Below are 17,813 nucleotides of genomic sequence, written 5' to 3'. Positions count from 1 at the left end.
TCCTGACGCGGTACGGTGTGCGCATAAGACTTCTCCGCGCTGTTTTGACGCGCGAAGACATGAAACACCTAATATACGCAAGGAATTACCCCGGACGTCAATACGTCCGGGGTAATTTTTTGCCCGGAATCATTTCGGGCGGCGCGGCATCCGTCAGCGGGAAGCGGGGGCGGCCCCGGCCGGACCCGGTGAACCGGGCTGGTCCGCGTCCCTGCCGGTCGCGGCCGGGCCGACCAGTTCCTTGAGGACGTCGGCCATGGTGACGAAGCCGATGCTGCGGCTCTGCTCGTCGACGACCGAGGCGAGGTGGGCCCGGCCGGCGCGCATGGCGGTGAGGACGTCGTCGAGGGGGCTGGCCGCGCTGACCGTGGTGATCGGGCGCAGCGCCGTACGGGGGAAGGGCCGGTCCCGCGGCTCGGTGAACAGGGCGTCCTTGACGTGCAGATAGCCCAGCACCCGGCCGTCGCCCTCCGCCACCGGGAAGCGCGAGAAGCCGGAGCGGGCGGACAGCTGCTCCAGATCCTCGGGAGTGATGCCGAGCGGGGCCCGGACGACGCGGTCGGTCGGCAGCGCGACCTCGCCGACGGGCCGGCGGCCCAGCTCCAGGGCGTCCTGCAGCCGTTCGGTGGCCCGCGAGTCCAGCAGTCCCGCCAGACCGGCGTCGGTCACCATGCGGGACAGCTGGGCGTCGGAGAAGACCGCCGCGACCTCGTCCTTGGTCTCCACCCGCAACAGCCTCAGCAGGGTGTTCGCGAAGGCGTTGATGGTGAAGATCACCGGCCGCAGCGCCCGGGTGAAGGTGACCAGCGGCGGGCCGAGTGCGAGCGCGCTGCGCGCGGGTGCGGCCAGGGCGATGTTCTTGGGGACCATCTCGCCGATGAGCATGTGGAGATAGGTGGCGACGGCCAGGGCGATCACGAAGGCGATCGGGTGGATGAGCGCGTCGGGCACGTTGACGGCGTGGAAGACCGGTTCCAGCAGATGCGCGATGGCCGGTTCCGCGACGATGCCGAGCACCAGGGTGCAGACCGTGATGCCGAGCTGGGCGGCGGCGAGCAGCGGGGACAGATGCTCCAGGCCCCAGATGACGCTGCGGGCGCGCCGGTCCCCTTCGTCTGCGCGCGATTCGATCTGGCTGCGGCGTACGGAGATCATCGCGAACTCGGCGCCGACGAAGAAGGCGTTGACGACGAGGGTCAGGGCGCCGATGAGGAGTTGCAGGACGGTCATCGGGTGCTCTCCCCGTTCGGTGCCGACGGGCTGTCGGAGGCGGGCGGTGCGACGATCCGGACGCGCGAGGCGCGCCGGCCGGCCGCCTCGGTGACCTCCAGCCGCCAGCCGTCGAGTTCGACGGTGTCGCCGGTGGCCGGGATCCGGCCGAGGCGCTGGGCGACGAGTCCGGCGAGGGTCTCGTACGGGCCTTCGGGCGCGTGCAGGCCGATCTCCTCCAGCTGGTCGTCGGTGCGGGTCGCGCCGTCCGCGTCGTAGGTCCGCCGGCCGTCGGCGTCCTCGCCGGTGAAGGTGAGGTCGGACAGCTCGTGCGGGTCGTGCTCGTCGCGGACCTCGCCGACGACCTCCTCGACGATGTCCTCCAGGGTGACCACACCGGCCGTGCCGCCGTACTCGTCGATGACGACCGCCATGGACTGCTTGCCGCCGAGCCGGTCCAGCAGCCGGTCGACGGTCAGCGATTCGGGCACCAGCAGCGGTTCGCGCAGCAGCGAGGTGACCGGGAAGCGCGGGCGGCGCCCGGCGGGAACGGCCAGTACGTCCTTGATGTGGGCGGTGCCGATGACGGAGTCGAGGGTGCCGCGGTAGACGGGGAAGCGGGACAGGCCGGTGGCGCGGGTCGCGTCGGCGACGTCCTCGGCGGTGGCCCGCGAGTCGAGCGCGGTGACCTGGACGCGCGGGGTCATCACGTTCTCCGCGGTGAGTTCCGACAGGTTCAGGGTGCGGACGAACAGCTCGGCGGTGTCGGCCTCGAGCGTGCCGGCCTTGGCGGAGTGCCGGGCCAGCGCCACCAGCTCCTGCGGACCGCGCGCGGAGGCCAGCTCCTCCGCGGGCTCCAGCCCCATCCGGCGCAGCATCCGGTTGGCGGTGTTGTTCAGATGCCGGATCAGCGGGCCGAACGCGGCGGTGAAGGCGCGCTGCGGGGCGGCGACGGCCTTGGCCACCGGAAGCGGCCGGGAGATCGCCCAGTTCTTCGGGACGAGTTCGCCGACGACCATCAGCATCACGGTCGACAGCGCGGTGCCCAGCACCAGCGCGGCGGAGGAGGCCGCGGAGTCCGGCAGCCCGGCGGCCCGCATCGGGCCGGTGAGCAATTCGGTGATCGAGCCCTTGGAGAGCATGCCGATCACCAGGCCGGTGACCGTGATCCCCAACTGCGCGCCGGACAGCTGGAGCGTCAGGGTGCGGACGGCCTGCAGTGCGGCGGAGGCGCCGCGCTCACCGGCCTGCTCCGCACGTTCCAGCTCACCGCGTTCGATCGTCGTGAGCGAGAACTCGGCCGCGACGAAGACACCGCAGGCGAGGGTGAGCAGCAGAGCGACCACCAGGAGGAGCACTTCGGTCATCGGGTCACCTCCGTCCCATGATCGGGCAGAGGTGGTCGGTCCGCACGGCGCCGGCTACTGGGAGGTTCGTCCATGGAGGGACGCTCACACCTTTCCTGGAGGTCGTTCCGTCGGAGGACTCGATCACGCTCATAGTAAAGGAAAGGCAAAGGCGCGGCGTGGCGCGGGGCCTCCGGAGCGCCCGGCGGGTCGCTCCCGACGCCACGCGCGGGCTACCCCACGGTGTTGCGCGAACTCGTTCCGTGATCGCCCCAGGTCACTGTTTCACGCCGTTTTCGATCATGTGGGAAGGGCCGCGAGGAGGCTTCCGGTGAGGGTGCCGAGGGATAGGGTGGAGGCTTCCCGCGACCCGCCCCGGAGGTGCCTGCCCGGTGTCCGACAGCTTTGTCCACCTGCACAATCACACCCAGTTCTCGCTTCTCGACGGCGCGCAGAAGCTGCCCATCCTCTTCAAGAAGATCGAGGAGGAGGGGATGCCGGCCGTGGCGATGTCGGACCACGGCAACATGTTCGGCGCGTACGAGTTCTTCCAGGTGGCGAAGAAGGGCCCGGTCAAGCCGATCATCGGCATCGAGGCCTATGTGGCGCCGTCCTCGCGGCGCAACCGGAAGCCGGAGTTCTGGGGCCCAGGCGGGCAGCGGGCCGTCTCGGACGACGGCGAGGGCAGCAAGGACGTCAGCGGCGGCGGCCGCTTCACCCACATGACGATGTGGGCCGAGCACGCGCAGGGGCTGCGGAACCTCTTCCGGCTCTCCTCGCTCGCGAGCTTCGAGGGCTTCTACGGCAAGCCCCGTATGGACCGCGAACTGATCTCCCAGCACGCCTCGGGGATCATCGCGACCACGGGCTGCCCGTCGGGCGAGATCCAGACCCGGATCCGGCTCGGCCAGTTCGACGCGGCCCTCCAGGCGGCCTCCGACTTCCAGGACATGTTCGGGCGGGAGAACTACTTCCTGGAGCTGATGGACCACGGCCTGGACCTCGAGCGCAACGTCCGCGAGGACCTCCTCAAGATCGCCAAGGAGCTGAAGATCCCGCTCCTGGCGACCAACGACTCGCACTACGTGCACGAGAGCGAGGCCGACTCGCACGACACTCTGCTGTGCGTCGGCGTCGGCAAGAACAAGGACGACCCGGGCCGCTTCCGGTTCAACGGGACCGGCTACTACATCAAGACCGCGGCCGAGATGCGGGAGCTGTTCTCCGAACTGCCCGAGGCGTGCGACAACACGCTGCTGATCGCCGAGCGCATCCAGGACTACGACGAGGTCTTCGCCGAGGTCAACCAGATGCCGCAGTTCGTGGTGCCCGAGGGCGAGGACCAGGAGTCCTGGCTGCGCAAGGAGTGCATGCGCGGCCTGGCGATGCGGTACGGCGACCCCATCCCGGACGCCGTCATGGAGCGCTTCGAGACCGAGATGAAGATCATCGGTCCGATGGGGTTCTCCAGCTACTTCCTCGTCGTCGCCGACATCTGCAAGTACGCCCGTGACAACGACGTGCCCGTCGGCCCCGGCCGTGGCTCCGCGACCGGTTCCATCGTCGCGTACGCCACCCGCATCACCGAGCTGTGCCCCCTGGAGCACGGGCTGCTGTTCGAGCGGTTCCTGAACCCCGAGCGCATCAACCCGCCCGACGTCGACCTCGACTTCGACGACCGCCAGCGCGACCGGATGGTGCGCTACGTCACCGAGAAGTACGGGGAGGAGTACACCGCCCAGGTCAACACGTTCGGCACCATCAAGGCCAAGGCCGCGGTCAAGGACTCCTCCCGGGTCCTGGGCTACCCCTTCGCGATGGGCGACCGCATCACCAAGGCGATGCCCGCCGACGTGATGGGCAAGGGCGTCCCGCTCACCGGCATGTTCGACCCCTCGCACCCCCGCTACGGCGAGGCGGGCGAGATCCGGCAGATGTACGAGAACGAGCCGGACGTCAAGCGCGTCATCGACACCGCGAAGGGCATCGAGGGCCTGGTCCGCGGCACCGGTGTGCACGCGGCCGCGGTGATCCTCTCGAAGACACCCCTGCTGGACCTGATCCCGATGCACCGCCGGGACAAGGACGGCGTGATCATCACGGGCTTCGACTACCCCAGTTGCGAAAACATGGGGCTGGTCAAGATGGACTTCCTGGGTCTCCGGAACCTGGGCATCATCCATCACGCCCTGAAGATCGTGAAGGAGAACCGGGGGGTGGACCTCAAGACCGAGACCATCCCGCTGGACGACGCCACCACCTACGAACTGATGGCCCGCGGCGACACCCTGGGCGTCTTCCAGCTCGACGGCGGCGCCATGCGCGCCCTGCTGAAGCTGATGGAGCCCACCCGGTTCGAGGACATCGCCGCCGTCCTCGCCCTGTACCGGCCGGGCCCGATGGCCGCCAACGCGCACACCAACTACGCGCACCGCAAGAACGGCCGCCAGGAGATCGAACCGATCCACCCCGAGCTGCGCGAAGCGCTCGACCCGATCCTGGGCACCACGTTCCATCTGCTCGTGTACCAGGAGCAGATCATGGCCATCGCCCGGGAGCTGGCCGGCTACAGCCTCGGCGGCGCCGACCTGCTGCGCCGCGCGATGGGCAAGAAGAAGCCCGAGGTGCTGGCGGCCGAGTGGGAGAAGTTCCACGGCGGCATGCAGACCAACGGCTACAGCGAGGAGTCCATCAAGGCGCTGTGGGACGTCATGCTCCCGTTCTCCGGCTACGCCTTCAACAAGTCGCACACCGCCGGCTACGGACTCGTCTCGTACTGGACCGCCTACCTCAAGGCGAACTACCCCGCCGAGTACATGGCGGCGCTGCTCACCTCGGTGGACGACGACAAGGACAAGGCCGCCATCTACCTGGCCGACGCCCGCAAGATGGGCGTCAGGGTGCTGCCCCCGGACGTGAACGAGTCCACCGCCGACTTCACCGCCGTCGGCGACGACGTCCGGTTCGGTCTGAAGTCCGTGCGCAACGTGGGCACCAACGTCATCGAGTCGCTGGTCGCCTCCCGCAAGTCCAAGGGCAAGTACACGGCGTTCAGCGACTTCCTCGACAAGGCCGAGATCACCACGCTCAACAAGCGCGCCGTGGAATCCCTGATCAAGGCCGGCGCCTTCGACTCGCTCGGACACACCCGCAAGGGACTGTCCGCGGTCCACGAGGACGCCATCGACGCGATCATCCCGGTCAAGAAGGCCGAGGCGTACGGGCAGGACGACCTGTTCGGCGCGCTCGACAGCGGGGACGACGGCGGCGGCAGCGGCTTCGGTCTGGACTTCAAGATCGGCGAGGACGAGTGGCCGCGCAAGCAGCTGCTGTCGACCGAGCGCGAGATGCTGGGCCTGTACGTCTCGGCGCACCCGCTGGACGGGGCCGAGCACATCCTCGCCCGCAACCGCGACACCTCCATCGCCGATCTGGTCGCCTCCGGGCAGACCCAGGGCGTGGTGAAACTCGCGGGGCTGATCACCACCGTCGAGCGGCGGATGACGAAGCAGGGCAACGCGTGGGCGATCGTGCACCTCGCCGACCGTGACGCGAACATGGAGATCTGCTTCTTCCCCGCCTCCTACCAGCTCGTGCAGCACGCCCTGATCCCGGACACCGTGGTCGCGGTGACCGGACGGATCAACGACCGCGACGGAACGATCAACATCGCCGGTCAGGAACTGATGGAGCTGGACATCTCGTCGGCCGAGTACGGCGGCAAGCCTCCCGTCCAGCTGTTCATGCGGGCCCACAAGCTCAACCAGCCGACGATCAACGAGCTCAAGCGGATCCTGCGCGCCCACCCGGGCGACAGCCCGGTGCGCATGCGGGTCCGCGGGCCGGAGAAGACCACCGTCTTCGAGCTGGGGTTCCTGGTGAACCACGAGACCATCGCCTCCGACATCAAGGGCTCCTTCGGCGCCGAGAGCTGGCTGGGCGTGGCATGACCCGCGAGTGGTTTCCGTCCCGTCCGCTTCCGGGCTGACGGGACGGAAACCACTGGCCGCGGGGGCGAGCCGGCTGTTTGACTGCGCCGCATGAACGACCTTCACATCCGCGCGGCGGCCCCCTCGGACATCGCGGCCGTACTCGGCTTCTGGCAGGTGGCGGCCGAGGGCGCCAGCATCAGTGACGACGAGCAGGGCGTGGCCCGGCTGATCGCCCGGGACCCGGAGGCGCTGCTCCTGGCCGAACGCGACGGTGTGCTCCTGGGGTCGGTGATCTCCGGATTCGACGGCTGGCGGTGCCATATCTACCGGCTGGCCGTGCACCCCGGCGCCCGGCGCCAGGGGATCGCCGCGGCGCTGCTGGCGGCGACGGAGGAACGCTTCGTCGCGCTGGGCGGGCGGCGGGCGGACGCGATGGTCCTGCAGCGCAACGAGCTGGCGCACCACGCTTGGAAGGCGGCCGGCTATGGCCCCGAGGAGCCGTGGCGGCGCTGGACCAAGCCGCTGAGGTAGCCGCCGGCCGGCGGGATCCGCCGTGGCCCACTTGCCGCTACTAGCGGATCGGCGCTAGCTTGTAGGTATGGCCAAGACCCAGTTGAACGTGCGGGTGGAAGAGTCCACCGCCGAAACGGCCCGGGACCGGGCTTCGCGCCGGGGCATCAGCGTGAACCGGTACATCGAAGAGCTCGTCCAGCAGGACGCGGGTGAACGCGGACGCACCTTCGTCGAGGCCGCGGCCGACTTCATGAAGAGCTACGAGTCGGTGTTCGCGGAGGAGTTCGGCACGGAGCGCGAAGGCAGCCGTTGAGCCTGCGTATCGACCTGGCCTGGCTGCTCATGGTCGCCGAGCACAACACCCCGGGCGACCCACAGGTCACCGACTGGGGCGCGCTGCTCGCGGCGGTGAGCCGGCACCAGGCGGAGATCTTCGGCACCCCCGTCTACCCCGACCCGCACGACCGCGCCGCCGCACTGCTGCAGATACTCGTGCACGTCCCCGCCCTGGAGCGGTCCAACGCGATGTTCGCCTCGGCGGTCGCGTACGCCTACCTCGTCGCCAGCGGACTCAAGGTCACCACCTCACCGGAGCAGGTCCGCGATCTGGCCCGGCTGGTCAAGGACGGCTCCGCCGGCGTCGGCCGGATCGCGGACGAGCTGCGCGGCTGGGGCGGATAGCCGGATAGCCGGACGGGACTTCGCAACACGCCCTAGCCGCGTCCCTCGGTCCGGGTGAACTCCTCGGCGTCCCAGACACCGCCGAGCTGCGGGGCCAGCCAGCCCGGCGCGGCGGCTCGGAACTCCTCCGGGGTGAGGGTGCTCGCACCGGCCGGGACCGCCCCGAGCAGCGGCACCCCCGCCGACTCCGGGAGGTCGGTCAGATTGCAGCGGGCCGCCAGGTCCGGTTCGGCCGGCCAGCTGCCGACGATGAGTCCGGCGCACCGCAGGTCCCGCGCGGCCAGCGCCTCCGTCGTCAGCGCGGCCGTGTTGAGCGTGCCGAGACCGGCGGGCACCACCACGAGTACGGCGGCGCCGAGCAGCTTCGCCACATCGGCCAGGGTCGAGCCGCCGTCGTCGAAGCGCACCAGCAGTCCGCCCGCGCCCTCGATCAGCACCACGTCGTGCACGGCGGACAGCTTCGCGGCCGCCTCGGCGATCTCGGTCGGACGCACCGGGTGCAGTCCTGCCCGCCGGGCCGCGGTCGCGGGCGCCAACGGTTCCGGGTAGCGGGCGAGTTCGACCGCGGTGACCCCGCCGGCCAGCCGCGCCACCTCGGCCGCGTCACCCGGCTCACCCTCCGCCAGGCCCGTCTGGGCGGGTTTGAGCACGGCGACGCTCAGCCCCTGCGCCAGTGCGGCCGCGGCGACCGCCGCGGTCACCACCGTCTTCCCGATCTCCGTGCCCGTCCCCGTGACCGCCAGTACCGCCATGTGACCGCTTCCTCCTCGTGTCGATGCCGGACGGCGCGCCGACCGCTCCGCGCCGTCCGCCCCCGGTTGTCAGCCCGCGCGCGCGGCCGCCAGGACCGCCGCACAGATCCGCGCCACGTCCTCGTCCCCGGTGACGTAGGGCGGCATGATGTACACCAGATCACGGAACGGGCGCAGCCACACACCCGCCCCCACCGCGGCCCGGGTGGCCGCGGCCATGTCGATCTGATGGTCGAGCTGGACGACCCCGATCGCCCCGAGCACGCGGACGTCCCGTACGCCCGGCAGCGCGGCGGCGGGCGCCAGTCCGTCGAGCAGTCCGGCCTCGATGCGTTTGACCTCGCCCGCCCAGTCCTGCGACAGCAGCAGGTCGATCGAGGCACACGCGACGGCCGCCGCGAGCGGGTTGCCCATGAACGTCGGGCCGTGCGCGAGAACCGGGACCTCACCGCGCGAGATGCCGTCGGCGACCCGGGTGGTGCACAGCGTCGCCGCCATCGTCAGATAACCGCCGGTCAGCGCCTTGCCCAGACACATCACGTCGGGCGAGATCCCGGCGTGCTCCGCCGCGAAGAGAGCGCCGGTGCGGCCGAAGCCGGTGGCGATCTCGTCGAAGACCAGCAGCACGTCGTGCTCGTCGCACGCCTCGCGCAGCACCCGCAGATAGGCGGGGGAGTGGAACTTCATCCCGCCGGCGCCCTGTACCACCGGCTCGACGATCACCGCCGCCAGCTCATCGGCGTGACGGCCGATCAGCTCCCGCAGATGGGCCACGTAACGCGGGTCGGGCTCGGCGACGAAACCGGACGGCGGCGCGTCGGCGAAGACCTGCCGGGGGAGCGCCCCCGACCACAGTTCGTGCATCCCGCCGTCGGGGTCGCACACCGACATCGGCTGCCAGGTGTCCCCGTGGTAGCCGCCGCGCCAGGTCAGCAGCCGCTGCTTGGCCGGCCGGCCCAGCGAACGCCAGTACTGCAGGCACATCTTGACCGCGACCTCGACCGACACCGAGCCGGAGTCGGTGAGGAAGACATGGCGCAGCGGCTCCGGGGTGATCTCCACCAGTCGCGCCGCGAGGCGGACGGCGGGCTCGTGGGTGAGCCCGCCGAACATCACATGGCTGAACCGGTCGAGCTGGCCGCGCGCGGCCTCGTTGAGGACCGGGTGGTTGTAGCCGTGGATCGCCGACCACCAGGACGCCATGCCGTCGATCAGCTCGGTCCTGCCCTCCGCCGGGGCGGCCAGCCGCAGCCGGACCCCGGACGCCGATGCGACGATCAGCGGCTCCTGACGGCCGGGCATCGGCCCGTAGGGATGCCAGACGTGCTCCCGGTCCAGCGCCAGCAGCGCATCGGGGGTCAGCGCCACCGGAGCCGGCGGCGTGATGAGAGGCTCAGGCATTGGGCGGCAGGTCCGTTCCCGCTCCGCGCCGGCGGACGGCGACCAGTCCGGTGCGGGCGGCACCCGCCGGGACCGGCTCCTGGTCCGGTGCGCCCGCGGGCTCCGCCACCGGCTCGGGTGCGCCCTGCGCCGCGCCGCCACAGGGACCGCAGCCGCCGCCGTCGGCGTGCGAACCGCAGCCCGCGTCCTCGTTCTGCGAGCCGCAGCCGCCGCCCGCTTCGTGCGAGCCGCAGCCGCCGCCGGCGTGCGCCACGTCCGCGCGGTGCTGGGGGAGCGTGACCGTACCCGCGCCCTCCACCTCGAAGCCGGCGTCGGCGATCATGTCGAGGTCGGCCTGGCCGGCCTGGCCCTCGCTGGTCAGATAGTCGCCCAGGAAGATCGAGTTCACCAGGTGCAGCGCGAGCGGCTGCAGGGAGCGCAGGTGCACCTCGCGGCCGCCGGCGAGCCGGACCTCCACGTCGGGGCAGACGAACCGCACCATCGCCAGGATCCGCAGGGCGCGCTGCGGGGTGAGGTTCCACTCCTCGGCCAGCGGGGTGCCCTCGAACGGGATCAGGAAGTTGACCGGCACCGAGTCCGGGTCCAGCTCACGCAGCGCGAACACCACGTCCACGAGGTCGGCGTCGGACTCGCCCATGCCCGCGATCAGACCGGAGCACGCGGACAGCCCGGCCGCCTGTGCCTGCTGCACGGTGTCCACCCGGTCGGCGTAGGTGTGCGTGGTGGTGATGCCCCCGTACGTCGCCTCGGAGGTGTTCAGGTTGTGGTTGTACGCGTCCGCGCCGGCCTCGCGCAGCCGGTCCGCCTGACCGGCGGAGAGCAGGCCCAGGCACGCACACACCTCGATGCCCTCGTTCTCCTCCTTGATCGCCTCGATGGTCCGGGAGACCCGGTCCACATCGCGGTCCGTGGGACCGCGCCCGCTGGCCACCAGGCACACCCGCTTGGCCCCGCCCGCGACACCGGCCGTCGCGGCGGCCGCCGCCTCGTGCGGCTTGAGCCAGGTGTACTTCAGGATCCCGGCCGTGGAGCCGAGCCGCTGCGAGCAGTACGAGCAGTCCTCCGGGCACAGCCCGGACTTGAGGTTGACCAGGTAGTTGAGCTTCACACGGCGCCCGAACCACTGGCGCCGCACCTTGCCGGCCGCGGTCACCACATCGAGCAGGTCATCGTCGGAGGTCGCCAGTACGGCAAGCGCCTCATCCCGGGTGGGCAGCTCTCGGCGCAGCCCCTTGTCCACCAGCGTGTTCAGCAGATCCATAGGGGCGATCCTGGCCCACCGAGGGGCCGAGAGCCAATGATGGACCGCACAACAGGGGTGGCTATAGGTGTGTGTATCGCCACACCCTGTCCGGGCGGCCCGACCAGTACGTTGCTGCCAGGCCCACCCGCACCTCCGCACCGCACCGCCGGACCCCCCGGCGGACCCGCCAGAGCCCGCCCCGCCGACCCCAGGGACCCCGATGAGCCGCGACCCGTTCGACTGGATCGACGCCCACGCCGAGCGGCGCCGCGAGGCCGGCCTCGTCCGCACCCTGCGACCGCGGCAGGCGGAGTCGACACTGCTGGACCTGGCGGGCAACGACTACCTCGGACTGGCCCGGCACCCCCAGGTCACCCGGGCCGGGGCCGACGCCTGCCTGCAGTGGGGCGCGGGCTCCACCGGTTCCCGGCTGGTCACCGGCACCACCGAGCTGCACACCGAACTGGAGGCGGAGCTCGCCGAATTCTGCGGGTTCGAGGCCGCCCTGGTCTTCGCCTCCGGCTACGCCGCGAACCTGGCCGCTGTCACCGCGCTGACCGGGCCCGGCACGCTCATCGTCTCCGACACCTCCAACCACGCCTCGCTGATCGACGGCTGCCGGCTGTCGCGCGCCGACACCGAGGTCGTCGCGCACCGCGACACGGAAGCGGTGCGCAAGGCGCTGGACGCGCACGACGGGCCCGCCGTCGTCGTCTCCGACTCGGTCTTCTCCGTCGACGGCGACGCGGCCCCGCTCACCGGACTGGCCGCCGCCTGCCGCGAGCACGGCGCGGCACTGCTCGTGGACGACGCCCACGGACTGGGCGTCCTGGGCGAGGGCGGCCGGGGCGCGGCCTGGGCGGCGGGCCTGGCCGGCGCGCCGGACGTGGTCGTCACCGCCACGCTGTCGAAATCGCTCGGCAGCCAGGGCGGAGTGGTGCTCGGCCCGGCCCGGGTGATCGAGCACCTGGTGAACGCCGCCCGCACCTTCATCTTCGACACCGGGCTCGCGCCCGCCGCGGCGGGCGCGGCGCTCGGCGCGCTGCGCCTGCTGCGCGGTGAGCCGGAGCGCGCGGAGCGGGCCCGTGCGGTGGCCCTGCAGCTGTACGACCGGCTGACCGCGGCGGGGCTGCGGTCGGCCCGGCCGGACGCCTGTGTGGTCGCGGTGCGTGCCCCGTCGGCCGGGGAGGCGCTCCAGTGGGCGGCGGACTGCAGGAACGCAGGCCTGGCGGTGGGGTGCTTCCGCCCGCCGTCGGTGCCCGACGGCATCTCGCGGCTGCGGCTGACCGCCCGCGGCGATCTGACGGATCAGCAGATCGCCGAGGCGGTCGGGGTGATCGTGCGCACCGCGCCTCGCGACTCAGCCCGGTCCGGCGAACTCACCGGCGCGTAGCGCCCGTACGAAGTCGTCCCAGGCGGCCGGCGCGAACAGCAGCACCGGTCCCTCGGGGTTCTTGGAGTCGCGCACGGCCAGCTGTCCTGCGGACAACCGGGCCGTTTCGACGCAATTGTTGGCCGCGGTGCTGTAGCTGCTGCGTTGCCACCGCGTCGCACAAGGAGTTGTGCTGGAGGAAACGTACCGAGGCAGTACCGGCATATGGTGCCTCCTTACGCGCCTTTGCTGTTCCCGGAGCCGATCCAGGAGTCGTTCCCGGAGCCGATCCCGGAAATGAACGCCAATGAGTCGTCGTACGACAGGGCGTGGGAGCGCAATCGGTCGAACGCGGCGCTGTAGGCCCTGAGATCCTCTTGTCGATCCACATAGAGACTACTCGTCAAATGGTCGATAACAACAACGTCCAGATCGGCAATGAGCGGGAAGGAGAAGATTACGAAAGATCCCGTAACACCTATGTGGCCGCCCGCGGCGAAGGGCAGAACCTGCAGCCGTATCCGCGGCATCCTGGCGGCTTCCGCGAGGTGTCGCAACTGCGCCCCCATGACCTGTGCTCCGCCGACATTGCGCCGCAGCACCGCCTCGTCGAGCAGAGCGTGCAGCTCCAGCGGGGAATCCTGCTCCAGCACGGCCTGCCGGGCCGTCCGCACCTCGACCAGGGCGTCGACCTCCCGTGCCCCGAGCTGCGGGAGGACCGAGCGGGTGAGCGCGCGGGCGTACGCCGGGGTCTGCAGCAGGCCGGGCACCACGCTGTTCTCCATGGTGCGCGCCCGGCCGGCGCCGGTTTCCAGACTGATGAAGTCGCGGTACTCCGGGGGCAGTACGTCGCGGAAGTCGTGCCACCAGCCGCGCTGGGTACCCTTCCCGGCCAAGGTCGCCAACAGGTCGCGCAGTTCACGGTCGCGGACCCCGTAGATGTCCAGCAGACAGGCCACGTCCTCCGGCCGCGCGCTGCTGCGGCCGGTCTCGATACGGCTCACCTTCGGCTGGTGCCAGCCGGCCCTGCGGGCGGCCTCGCCGCTCGTCATCCCGGCCAGATCGCGTTGCCGCCGGAGTTCCGCTCCGAGCTTTCGGCGTCGTACCGCGGGGATCCGTTGCATCGCGCGCCGCCCTTCCTGAAGGAACTTTTCAGACCGTCACCAGTGCGACAGTCTGCGCCTGAATACGTTCTCGCGTAGCAGGGTTCACCGCTTTGAGCGACAGATATATGCATATCGCTGTGGATCGGCCGCAATAGCGGCACCATAGGTGGCACTCTGGCGCGAAGTAGCCGTCCGCGGCTCCCTGCGGGCAGACCGCACGACGGAGTCTCGGGGCACGGCGGGAAAGGGACAGCGTCGCCATGGCAGACCTCCAGGAAGCATCCGTCACCCTGCCGAGCGACCCCGCCTCGGTCACCACGGCCCGCCGGTACGTCTGCGGGCTGCTGGCGGACTGGGGGATGCCCGAGAACGCGCCCGCAGTCGACGCTGTCCGGCTGATCGTCTCCGAACTCGCCACCAACGCCGTGCTGCACACCCTCGGCCAGTCACCCACCTTCACCGTGGACGTCCAGCTGGAGCGGTCCGAACACCTGCGGATCGGGGTCACCGACAGCCATCCGCGCTGGCCGCAGCGGCTGCCGGCCGCCGTCCAGCAGGACAACGGGCGCGGCATGGTCATCATCCGCCATCTCACCGCGGAGTCCGGCGGCCGGCTCTCGGTGACCCCCACGCCGGACGGCGGCAAGACCGTCTGGATCATGCTCCCCTGGGCGGTCCCGGTGCAGTGACCGGTGTGGCCGCGAGCGGTGTGCCGTGATCGGGGCGCCGCGACCGGTGTGCCGTGATCGAGGTGTGGGAGCCCGGCCCGGGAACGTCAGCCGTGGTCCGCGACCAGTAGCGCCTCCGCACCCACCGGGACGTATCCGGCGGCCAGGAAGGCGCGCACGCTGGAGGCGTTTCCCGGGGCGATCTGGGCCCACAGCGGACGGCCGCCGGGCACCAGGTGGCGGGCGGCGCGGGCGAGGCGGCGGCCCAGGCCCGTTCCGCGCGCGCCGGGGTCGACCTCCAGGGCCGCTTCCCAGCGGCCGCCGACGCCGCGGCCGATCAGCACGGTGCCGCCAGGTGTCGTCCAGGCCCGTACGTCGTCACGGCGCTGCAGCGCCCGGACGATCCGCGGATGGGCGCGGTCGGTCGCCGGCTCCAGTCGCAGATCCGGCGGCCCCGGCAGCGGCTGGGCGAGCACCATCATGTCGATGTTCTCCACCCGCCGGCCGACGCGCCGGCCCAGGGCGTCCAGGAACGCCGGGCTGAGCGGCGCGGCGAGATCGCCGGGGGTCAGCAGACCGCGCATCCAGTCGTGGTCGGTATCGGTGAACACGACGGCGTGCGCGGCGAAGGAGAAGACTCCGGCGTCGCGCTCCGAGGGCTGCGGCACGAGGGTCACCCCGCCGTCCGGGGCGGGCAGGACGCCCTTCTCCACATCGGCCAGGATCCGCGGCAGGCTCATGCCTGAGGTGCTTCAGCCGCCTGGGTCGTCCCGGCCGCCGCCCGGGCGCGTTCGGGGGCGCTGCGCTCGACGCAGAACTCGTTGCCCTCCGGGTCGGCCATGTACACCCATCCCGTTCCGTCCGGCCTCCGCTGGTCACTGACCACTGTCGCGCCCAGCCCGGTCAGCCGCGCGACCGTCTCGTCGCGGGTACCGGTGGGCGGCTGGATGTCCAGGTGCACCCGGTTCTTGGCCGACTTGCCTTCGGGCACCCGGATGAACAGCATTCCGGGGACACCCGGTTGGCCCGGATCGATGAGCACCTCGGAGTCACCCGGGTCGGAGTCCTCCAGTACGTAGCCGGTCAACTCGGACCAGAACACGGCGAGACGGTACGGATCGGCGGCGTCGAAGGTGATGTGGTGGACGGGGTTGAGATAGGTCATATACGGCTCCCGGCCGGAGGGTTGGTCCCGAGCGGGGTCAACATATCCGTCCGGCAGGCGTCCTTGCCGGGATTATCCGCCCGCTCCGCCGCTCCGCCCGCGTCGCCCAACGGCCGAGCGGGGCCCGGACGGCCGGGCCCCGCGGTGCGTCAGCGGACCCGCCCGTACCAGACACTGCCGGTCCAGATCTTCTCCAGCCGGACCCGGGTGCCCGTCTTGGGGGCGTGCCAGATCTTGCCGCTGCCGGCGTAGATGCCCACGTGGTAGACGCTGCTGCCGGTGTGGAAGAACACCAGGTCGCCGGCCTGGCGGCTTGAAGCCGCGATGTGCTTGGTGCTGTTGTACTGGGCGCCGGTGGTGCGGGGCAGCTTCTTGCCGGCTTTGTTGAACGAGTACAGAGTGAGTCCGGAGCAGTCGAAACGGTTCGGCCCCGCGGCGCCGTACTGGTACGGAGAGCCCTTCTTCGACGCCGCGACGCTCAGGGCCTTGGCGGAGGCGGTGGCCGCGTCGGCGTGGGTGGCGGTGGCCGGCAACAGGGCGGGGACCGCGACAGCGGCGGCGGTGAGGACCGAGGCGGCCCCCAAACGGGACAGACGTGTGGACATGCCGAACGTGGCCATGCGAAACCCTTCGTCGTCCGCTTGCGAAGGATGACCTGTCGGGTTCGGGCAGGCGAAGAATCCCGGCCGCTGACGCGGCTTCACCCCAAGGGGACGGCCTGGATACCGCTGGGCCGGCCCCGTCGTGCCTGGGTCCTCCGTTCCTGCCGTTGCAGTGTCGACCGGGCATCCGGGCGGCGGCAGGATTGGGCGTCCGCTCGGACCGCCCCACCACGGCGGCGGGGTCTTGTCGTCGAAGGGAGCATGACTCACGAATGCGCTCGGATCGGTACACAAACGGCTTTATGTGATTCTCGTCACCAATCACCTATTTGGGTGGACGGAACGCCGACCGCTGCCGTTTCCGCCCTGGCGCACGCCGGTTGACCTGGGGCGGAAGCACCGACCGTGACGGGCGGACGTCGCAAGTCGGTGCTGCAACATCCACCCGTCACGCGCAAGGGTGACTACTCCGAACGTGCGGCCGGATGTCGCCCCCGATGGGCCGTTCAGTGGCCCGGCGGAGGCGGGACGACCACCAGGGACGTCCGCCGCTCACCGTCCAGGACGCGCAGCGCCCTGCCCAGCGTGCCGGTGTGCACCTCGGTCTCGCCGCGGTCGTGCATCACCGCCAGCGCCTCGCGCAGCGCCGTCGCCCTGCCGACCAAGGCCTGGGCGGCGCGCAGCGCGCCGTAGGTGTCGCGGGAGCGGGACGGGTTGATCCGTCCCAGCAGGTCCACGATCTCCAGATAGCGGTCGACGAGTTCGCCCTCGGAGCGCGTCAGGGCCGGCAGCGGCGGCAGTTCCGGCACCACCGGTGTCACCGGATGCCGTGTGCGGTGCCGTTGGTCTTCCGGCTGAGGGTGACGCGGTCGACGATGCCGTAGGCCAGCGCCTGCGTGGCGTCGAGGATCATGTCGCGCTCGATGTCGGCGCTGACCCGCTCGGGCTCCTGTCCGGTGTGGCGCACCAGCAGCTCCTCCAACTTCTCCCGGGTGCGCAGCAGTTCCCGGGCCTGGATCTCCAGGTCCGCGATGGTGCCCTGCACTGCCTGCCCGAACGACGGCTGGTGGATGAGGACCCGTGCGCCCGGAGTGATCATGCGCTTGCCGGGGGCGCCGGCGGCGAGCAGCACGGCGGCGGCCGAGGCCGCCTGGCCGATGCAGACCGTGGACACGTCGCAGGTGACGAACTGCATCGTGTCGTAGATCGCGGTCATGGCGGTGAACGAGCCGCCGGGGGAGTTGATGTACAGCGAGATGTCCTGCCCGGGTGCCGAGCTCTCCAGATGGATGAACTGCGCCATGACGTCGTTGGCGGAGGTGTCGTCGATCTGGGTCCCGAGGATGACGACGCGTTCCTGCAGCAGCTTGGAGTACGGGTCCATGGTGCGGGTCCCGGAGCTGGTGCGTTCGGTGAACTCGGGCAGGACGTAGCGGGCGGTGGGTCGGATCATGGCGGCACCTCCATGTAAAAAATGTACAGGACGTACATCTCGATATGATGGGGAGCATGGCCCATGAAGTACCGGTGACACAAGCGCGTGCGGAGCTCGCGGAACTGATCAACCGCGTTGTCTACGGCGGTGAGCAGGTGGTGCTGACGCGCCACGGCAAGCCGCTCGTTGCTCTGGTCTCCGCCGCTGACCTGCAGCGACTGCGCGATCTTGATGCGGCGACCGAGGAGCCGGTGATCAGCACGGTCTCCTCGTTCGGCTCCCGGGCGTCCGCCACGGGCGAACGCCGCCGCTTCGGCATCGCCGCGGAACACCGCGGCCCGGACGCCGGAGATCGGCGTCCGGGCCGCGAATGAGACGGTCGGAGCGG

Annotated in this window: 19 protein-coding genes and 1 riboswitch; of the genes, 7 read left to right on the top strand and 12 right to left on the bottom strand. The window is 70.8% G+C overall.

Going from position 1 to position 17,813, the window contains the following annotated elements:
- Positions 1–153: 153 nt before the first annotated feature.
- Both C6N31_RS29080 and C6N31_RS29075 read right to left on the bottom strand, forming a co-directional pair.
- The gene (locus C6N31_RS29080) at positions 154–1,230 is read right to left on the bottom strand and encodes a hemolysin family protein (RefSeq protein ID WP_138354495.1); all 1,077 of its coding nucleotides are present in this window, start codon (positions 1,228–1,230) and stop codon (positions 154–156) included.
- Positions 1,227–2,576, bottom strand: coding sequence for a hemolysin family protein (locus C6N31_RS29075; RefSeq protein ID WP_138354496.1), 1,350 nt, complete (start codon positions 2,574–2,576; stop codon positions 1,227–1,229). Before C6N31_RS29075 ends, C6N31_RS29080 begins: the two co-directional genes overlap by 4 nt.
- Before the next feature lie 371 nt (positions 2,577–2,947).
- Here C6N31_RS29075 and dnaE point away from each other — a divergent pair, with 371 nt between their 5' ends.
- The 4 genes from dnaE to C6N31_RS29055 all read left to right on the top strand — a co-directional run bounded on the left by dnaE (position 2,948) and on the right by C6N31_RS29055 (position 7,681).
- Positions 2,948–6,505, top strand: a complete 3,558-nt coding sequence (gene dnaE / locus C6N31_RS29070; RefSeq protein ID WP_138354497.1) for a DNA polymerase III subunit alpha — start codon at positions 2,948–2,950, stop codon at positions 6,503–6,505.
- A 90-nt stretch (positions 6,506–6,595) separates the two neighbouring features.
- Positions 6,596–7,018: a GNAT family N-acetyltransferase gene (locus C6N31_RS29065; RefSeq protein WP_138354498.1), complete on the top strand. Its 423-nt coding sequence runs from the start codon at positions 6,596–6,598 to the stop codon at positions 7,016–7,018.
- Between the two features lie 67 nt (positions 7,019–7,085).
- Positions 7,086–7,313, top strand: coding sequence for an antitoxin (locus C6N31_RS29060; RefSeq protein ID WP_138354499.1), 228 nt, complete (start codon positions 7,086–7,088; stop codon positions 7,311–7,313).
- Positions 7,310–7,681, top strand: a complete 372-nt coding sequence (locus C6N31_RS29055; protein ID WP_138354500.1) for a fic family toxin-antitoxin system, toxin component — start codon at positions 7,310–7,312, stop codon at positions 7,679–7,681. The genes C6N31_RS29060 and C6N31_RS29055 overlap by 4 nt, the downstream gene beginning before the upstream one ends.
- A 32-nt stretch (positions 7,682–7,713) precedes the next feature.
- On the opposite strand, the gene bioD is transcribed toward C6N31_RS29055, so the two are convergent.
- The 3 genes from bioD to bioB all read right to left on the bottom strand — a co-directional run bounded on the left by bioD (position 7,714) and on the right by bioB (position 11,095).
- Positions 7,714–8,433, bottom strand: coding sequence for a dethiobiotin synthase (gene bioD / locus C6N31_RS29050; protein WP_138354501.1), 720 nt, complete (start codon positions 8,431–8,433; stop codon positions 7,714–7,716).
- 69 nt (positions 8,434–8,502) lie between these two features.
- Positions 8,503–9,834 (bottom strand): adenosylmethionine--8-amino-7-oxononanoate transaminase, encoded by a 1,332-nt coding sequence (locus C6N31_RS29045; protein WP_138354502.1) that lies wholly within the window; start codon positions 9,832–9,834, stop codon positions 8,503–8,505.
- Positions 9,827–11,095, bottom strand: coding sequence for a biotin synthase BioB (bioB, locus tag C6N31_RS29040; RefSeq protein ID WP_138354503.1), 1,269 nt, complete (start codon positions 11,093–11,095; stop codon positions 9,827–9,829). The genes C6N31_RS29045 and bioB overlap by 8 nt, the downstream gene beginning before the upstream one ends.
- A gap of 202 nt (positions 11,096–11,297) precedes the next feature.
- On the opposite strand from bioB, the gene C6N31_RS29035 reads away from it, so the two are divergent.
- Positions 11,298–12,470 (top strand): 8-amino-7-oxononanoate synthase, encoded by a 1,173-nt coding sequence (locus tag C6N31_RS29035; protein ID WP_138354504.1) that lies wholly within the window; start codon positions 11,298–11,300, stop codon positions 12,468–12,470.
- Here the strand turns inward: C6N31_RS29035 and C6N31_RS29030 are convergent.
- Positions 12,438–12,674, bottom strand: coding sequence for a DUF397 domain-containing protein (locus C6N31_RS29030; RefSeq protein ID WP_138354505.1), 237 nt, complete (start codon positions 12,672–12,674; stop codon positions 12,438–12,440). The two genes, C6N31_RS29035 and C6N31_RS29030, sit on opposite strands and share 33 nt — an antisense overlap.
- 11 nt (positions 12,675–12,685) lie before the next feature.
- Positions 12,686–13,573 (bottom strand): helix-turn-helix domain-containing protein, encoded by an 888-nt coding sequence (locus C6N31_RS29025; RefSeq protein WP_138354506.1) that lies wholly within the window; start codon positions 13,571–13,573, stop codon positions 12,686–12,688.
- Positions 13,574–13,815: 242 nt separating this feature from the next.
- Here C6N31_RS29025 and C6N31_RS29020 point away from each other — a divergent pair, with 242 nt between their 5' ends.
- Positions 13,816–14,244, top strand: coding sequence for an ATP-binding protein (locus tag C6N31_RS29020; protein WP_138354507.1), 429 nt, complete (start codon positions 13,816–13,818; stop codon positions 14,242–14,244).
- Between the two features lie 86 nt (positions 14,245–14,330).
- Here C6N31_RS29020 and C6N31_RS29015 read toward each other — a convergent pair whose 3' ends face one another.
- The 5 genes from C6N31_RS29015 to C6N31_RS28995 form a co-directional block, all read right to left on the bottom strand.
- Positions 14,331–14,963: a GNAT family N-acetyltransferase gene (locus C6N31_RS29015; protein WP_138354508.1), complete on the bottom strand. Its 633-nt coding sequence runs from the start codon at positions 14,961–14,963 to the stop codon at positions 14,331–14,333.
- Positions 14,960–15,388: a VOC family protein gene (locus tag C6N31_RS29010; protein WP_138354509.1), complete on the bottom strand. Its 429-nt coding sequence runs from the start codon at positions 15,386–15,388 to the stop codon at positions 14,960–14,962. Before C6N31_RS29010 ends, C6N31_RS29015 begins: the two co-directional genes overlap by 4 nt.
- A gap of 149 nt (positions 15,389–15,537) precedes the next feature.
- On the bottom strand, positions 15,538–15,993 hold the full coding sequence (locus C6N31_RS29005; protein WP_138354510.1) for a C40 family peptidase: 456 nt from the start codon (positions 15,991–15,993) through the stop codon (positions 15,538–15,540).
- Between the two features lie 18 nt (positions 15,994–16,011).
- A riboswitch (cyclic di-AMP (ydaO/yuaA leader) is annotated at positions 16,012–16,175 on the bottom strand.
- Positions 16,176–16,496: 321 nt separating this feature from the next.
- Positions 16,497–16,802 (bottom strand): hypothetical protein, encoded by a 306-nt coding sequence (locus C6N31_RS29000; protein WP_138354562.1) that lies wholly within the window; start codon positions 16,800–16,802, stop codon positions 16,497–16,499.
- A gap of 5 nt (positions 16,803–16,807) precedes the next feature.
- Positions 16,808–17,443, bottom strand: coding sequence for an ATP-dependent Clp protease proteolytic subunit (locus tag C6N31_RS28995; protein ID WP_138354511.1), 636 nt, complete (start codon positions 17,441–17,443; stop codon positions 16,808–16,810).
- A 56-nt stretch (positions 17,444–17,499) separates the two neighbouring features.
- On the opposite strand from C6N31_RS28995, the gene C6N31_RS28990 reads away from it, so the two are divergent.
- Complete coding sequence (locus C6N31_RS28990) at positions 17,500–17,799, top strand: type II toxin-antitoxin system Phd/YefM family antitoxin (RefSeq protein ID WP_138354512.1); 300 nt, start codon at positions 17,500–17,502, stop codon at positions 17,797–17,799.
- The last annotated feature ends 14 nt before the right edge of the window (positions 17,800–17,813 follow it).

Origin of the sequence: Streptomyces fildesensis, assembly GCF_016107395.1 — a bacterium.
GTDB lineage: Bacteria > Actinomycetota > Actinomycetes > Streptomycetales > Streptomycetaceae > Actinacidiphila > Actinacidiphila fildesensis.
This window is presented reverse-complemented; position numbering and strand designations above follow the sequence as displayed.

What these genes read in the sequence shown, in the direction of transcription:
- C6N31_RS29080 (WP_138354495.1), bottom strand. Translation starts at nt 1,230, where the DNA reads ATGACCGTCCTGCAACTCCTCATCGGCGCCCTGACCCTCGTCGTCAAC.
- C6N31_RS29075 (WP_138354496.1), bottom strand. Translation starts at nt 2,576, where the DNA reads ATGACCGAAGTGCTCCTCCTGGTGGTCGCTCTGCTGCTCACCCTCGCC.
- C6N31_RS29065 (WP_138354498.1), top strand. Translation starts at nt 6,596, where the DNA reads ATGAACGACCTTCACATCCGCGCGGCGGCCCCCTCGGACATCGCGGCC.
- C6N31_RS29060 (WP_138354499.1), top strand. Translation starts at nt 7,086, where the DNA reads ATGGCCAAGACCCAGTTGAACGTGCGGGTGGAAGAGTCCACCGCCGAA.
- bioD (WP_138354501.1), bottom strand. Translation starts at nt 8,433, where the DNA reads ATGGCGGTACTGGCGGTCACGGGGACGGGCACGGAGATCGGGAAGACG.
- C6N31_RS29045 (WP_138354502.1), bottom strand. Translation starts at nt 9,834, where the DNA reads ATGCCTGAGCCTCTCATCACGCCGCCGGCTCCGGTGGCGCTGACCCCC.
- bioB (WP_138354503.1), bottom strand. Translation starts at nt 11,095, where the DNA reads ATGGATCTGCTGAACACGCTGGTGGACAAGGGGCTGCGCCGAGAGCTG.
- C6N31_RS29035 (WP_138354504.1), top strand. Translation starts at nt 11,298, where the DNA reads ATGAGCCGCGACCCGTTCGACTGGATCGACGCCCACGCCGAGCGGCGC.
- C6N31_RS29030 (WP_138354505.1), bottom strand. Translation starts at nt 12,674, where the DNA reads ATGCCGGTACTGCCTCGGTACGTTTCCTCCAGCACAACTCCTTGTGCG.
- C6N31_RS29025 (WP_138354506.1), bottom strand. Translation starts at nt 13,573, where the DNA reads ATGCAACGGATCCCCGCGGTACGACGCCGAAAGCTCGGAGCGGAACTC.
- C6N31_RS29020 (WP_138354507.1), top strand. Translation starts at nt 13,816, where the DNA reads ATGGCAGACCTCCAGGAAGCATCCGTCACCCTGCCGAGCGACCCCGCC.
- C6N31_RS29015 (WP_138354508.1), bottom strand. Translation starts at nt 14,963, where the DNA reads ATGAGCCTGCCGCGGATCCTGGCCGATGTGGAGAAGGGCGTCCTGCCC.
- C6N31_RS29010 (WP_138354509.1), bottom strand. Translation starts at nt 15,388, where the DNA reads ATGACCTATCTCAACCCCGTCCACCACATCACCTTCGACGCCGCCGAT.
- C6N31_RS29005 (WP_138354510.1), bottom strand. Translation starts at nt 15,993, where the DNA reads ATGTCCACACGTCTGTCCCGTTTGGGGGCCGCCTCGGTCCTCACCGCC.
- C6N31_RS28995 (WP_138354511.1), bottom strand. Translation starts at nt 17,443, where the DNA reads ATGATCCGACCCACCGCCCGCTACGTCCTGCCCGAGTTCACCGAACGC.
- C6N31_RS28990 (WP_138354512.1), top strand. Translation starts at nt 17,500, where the DNA reads ATGGCCCATGAAGTACCGGTGACACAAGCGCGTGCGGAGCTCGCGGAA.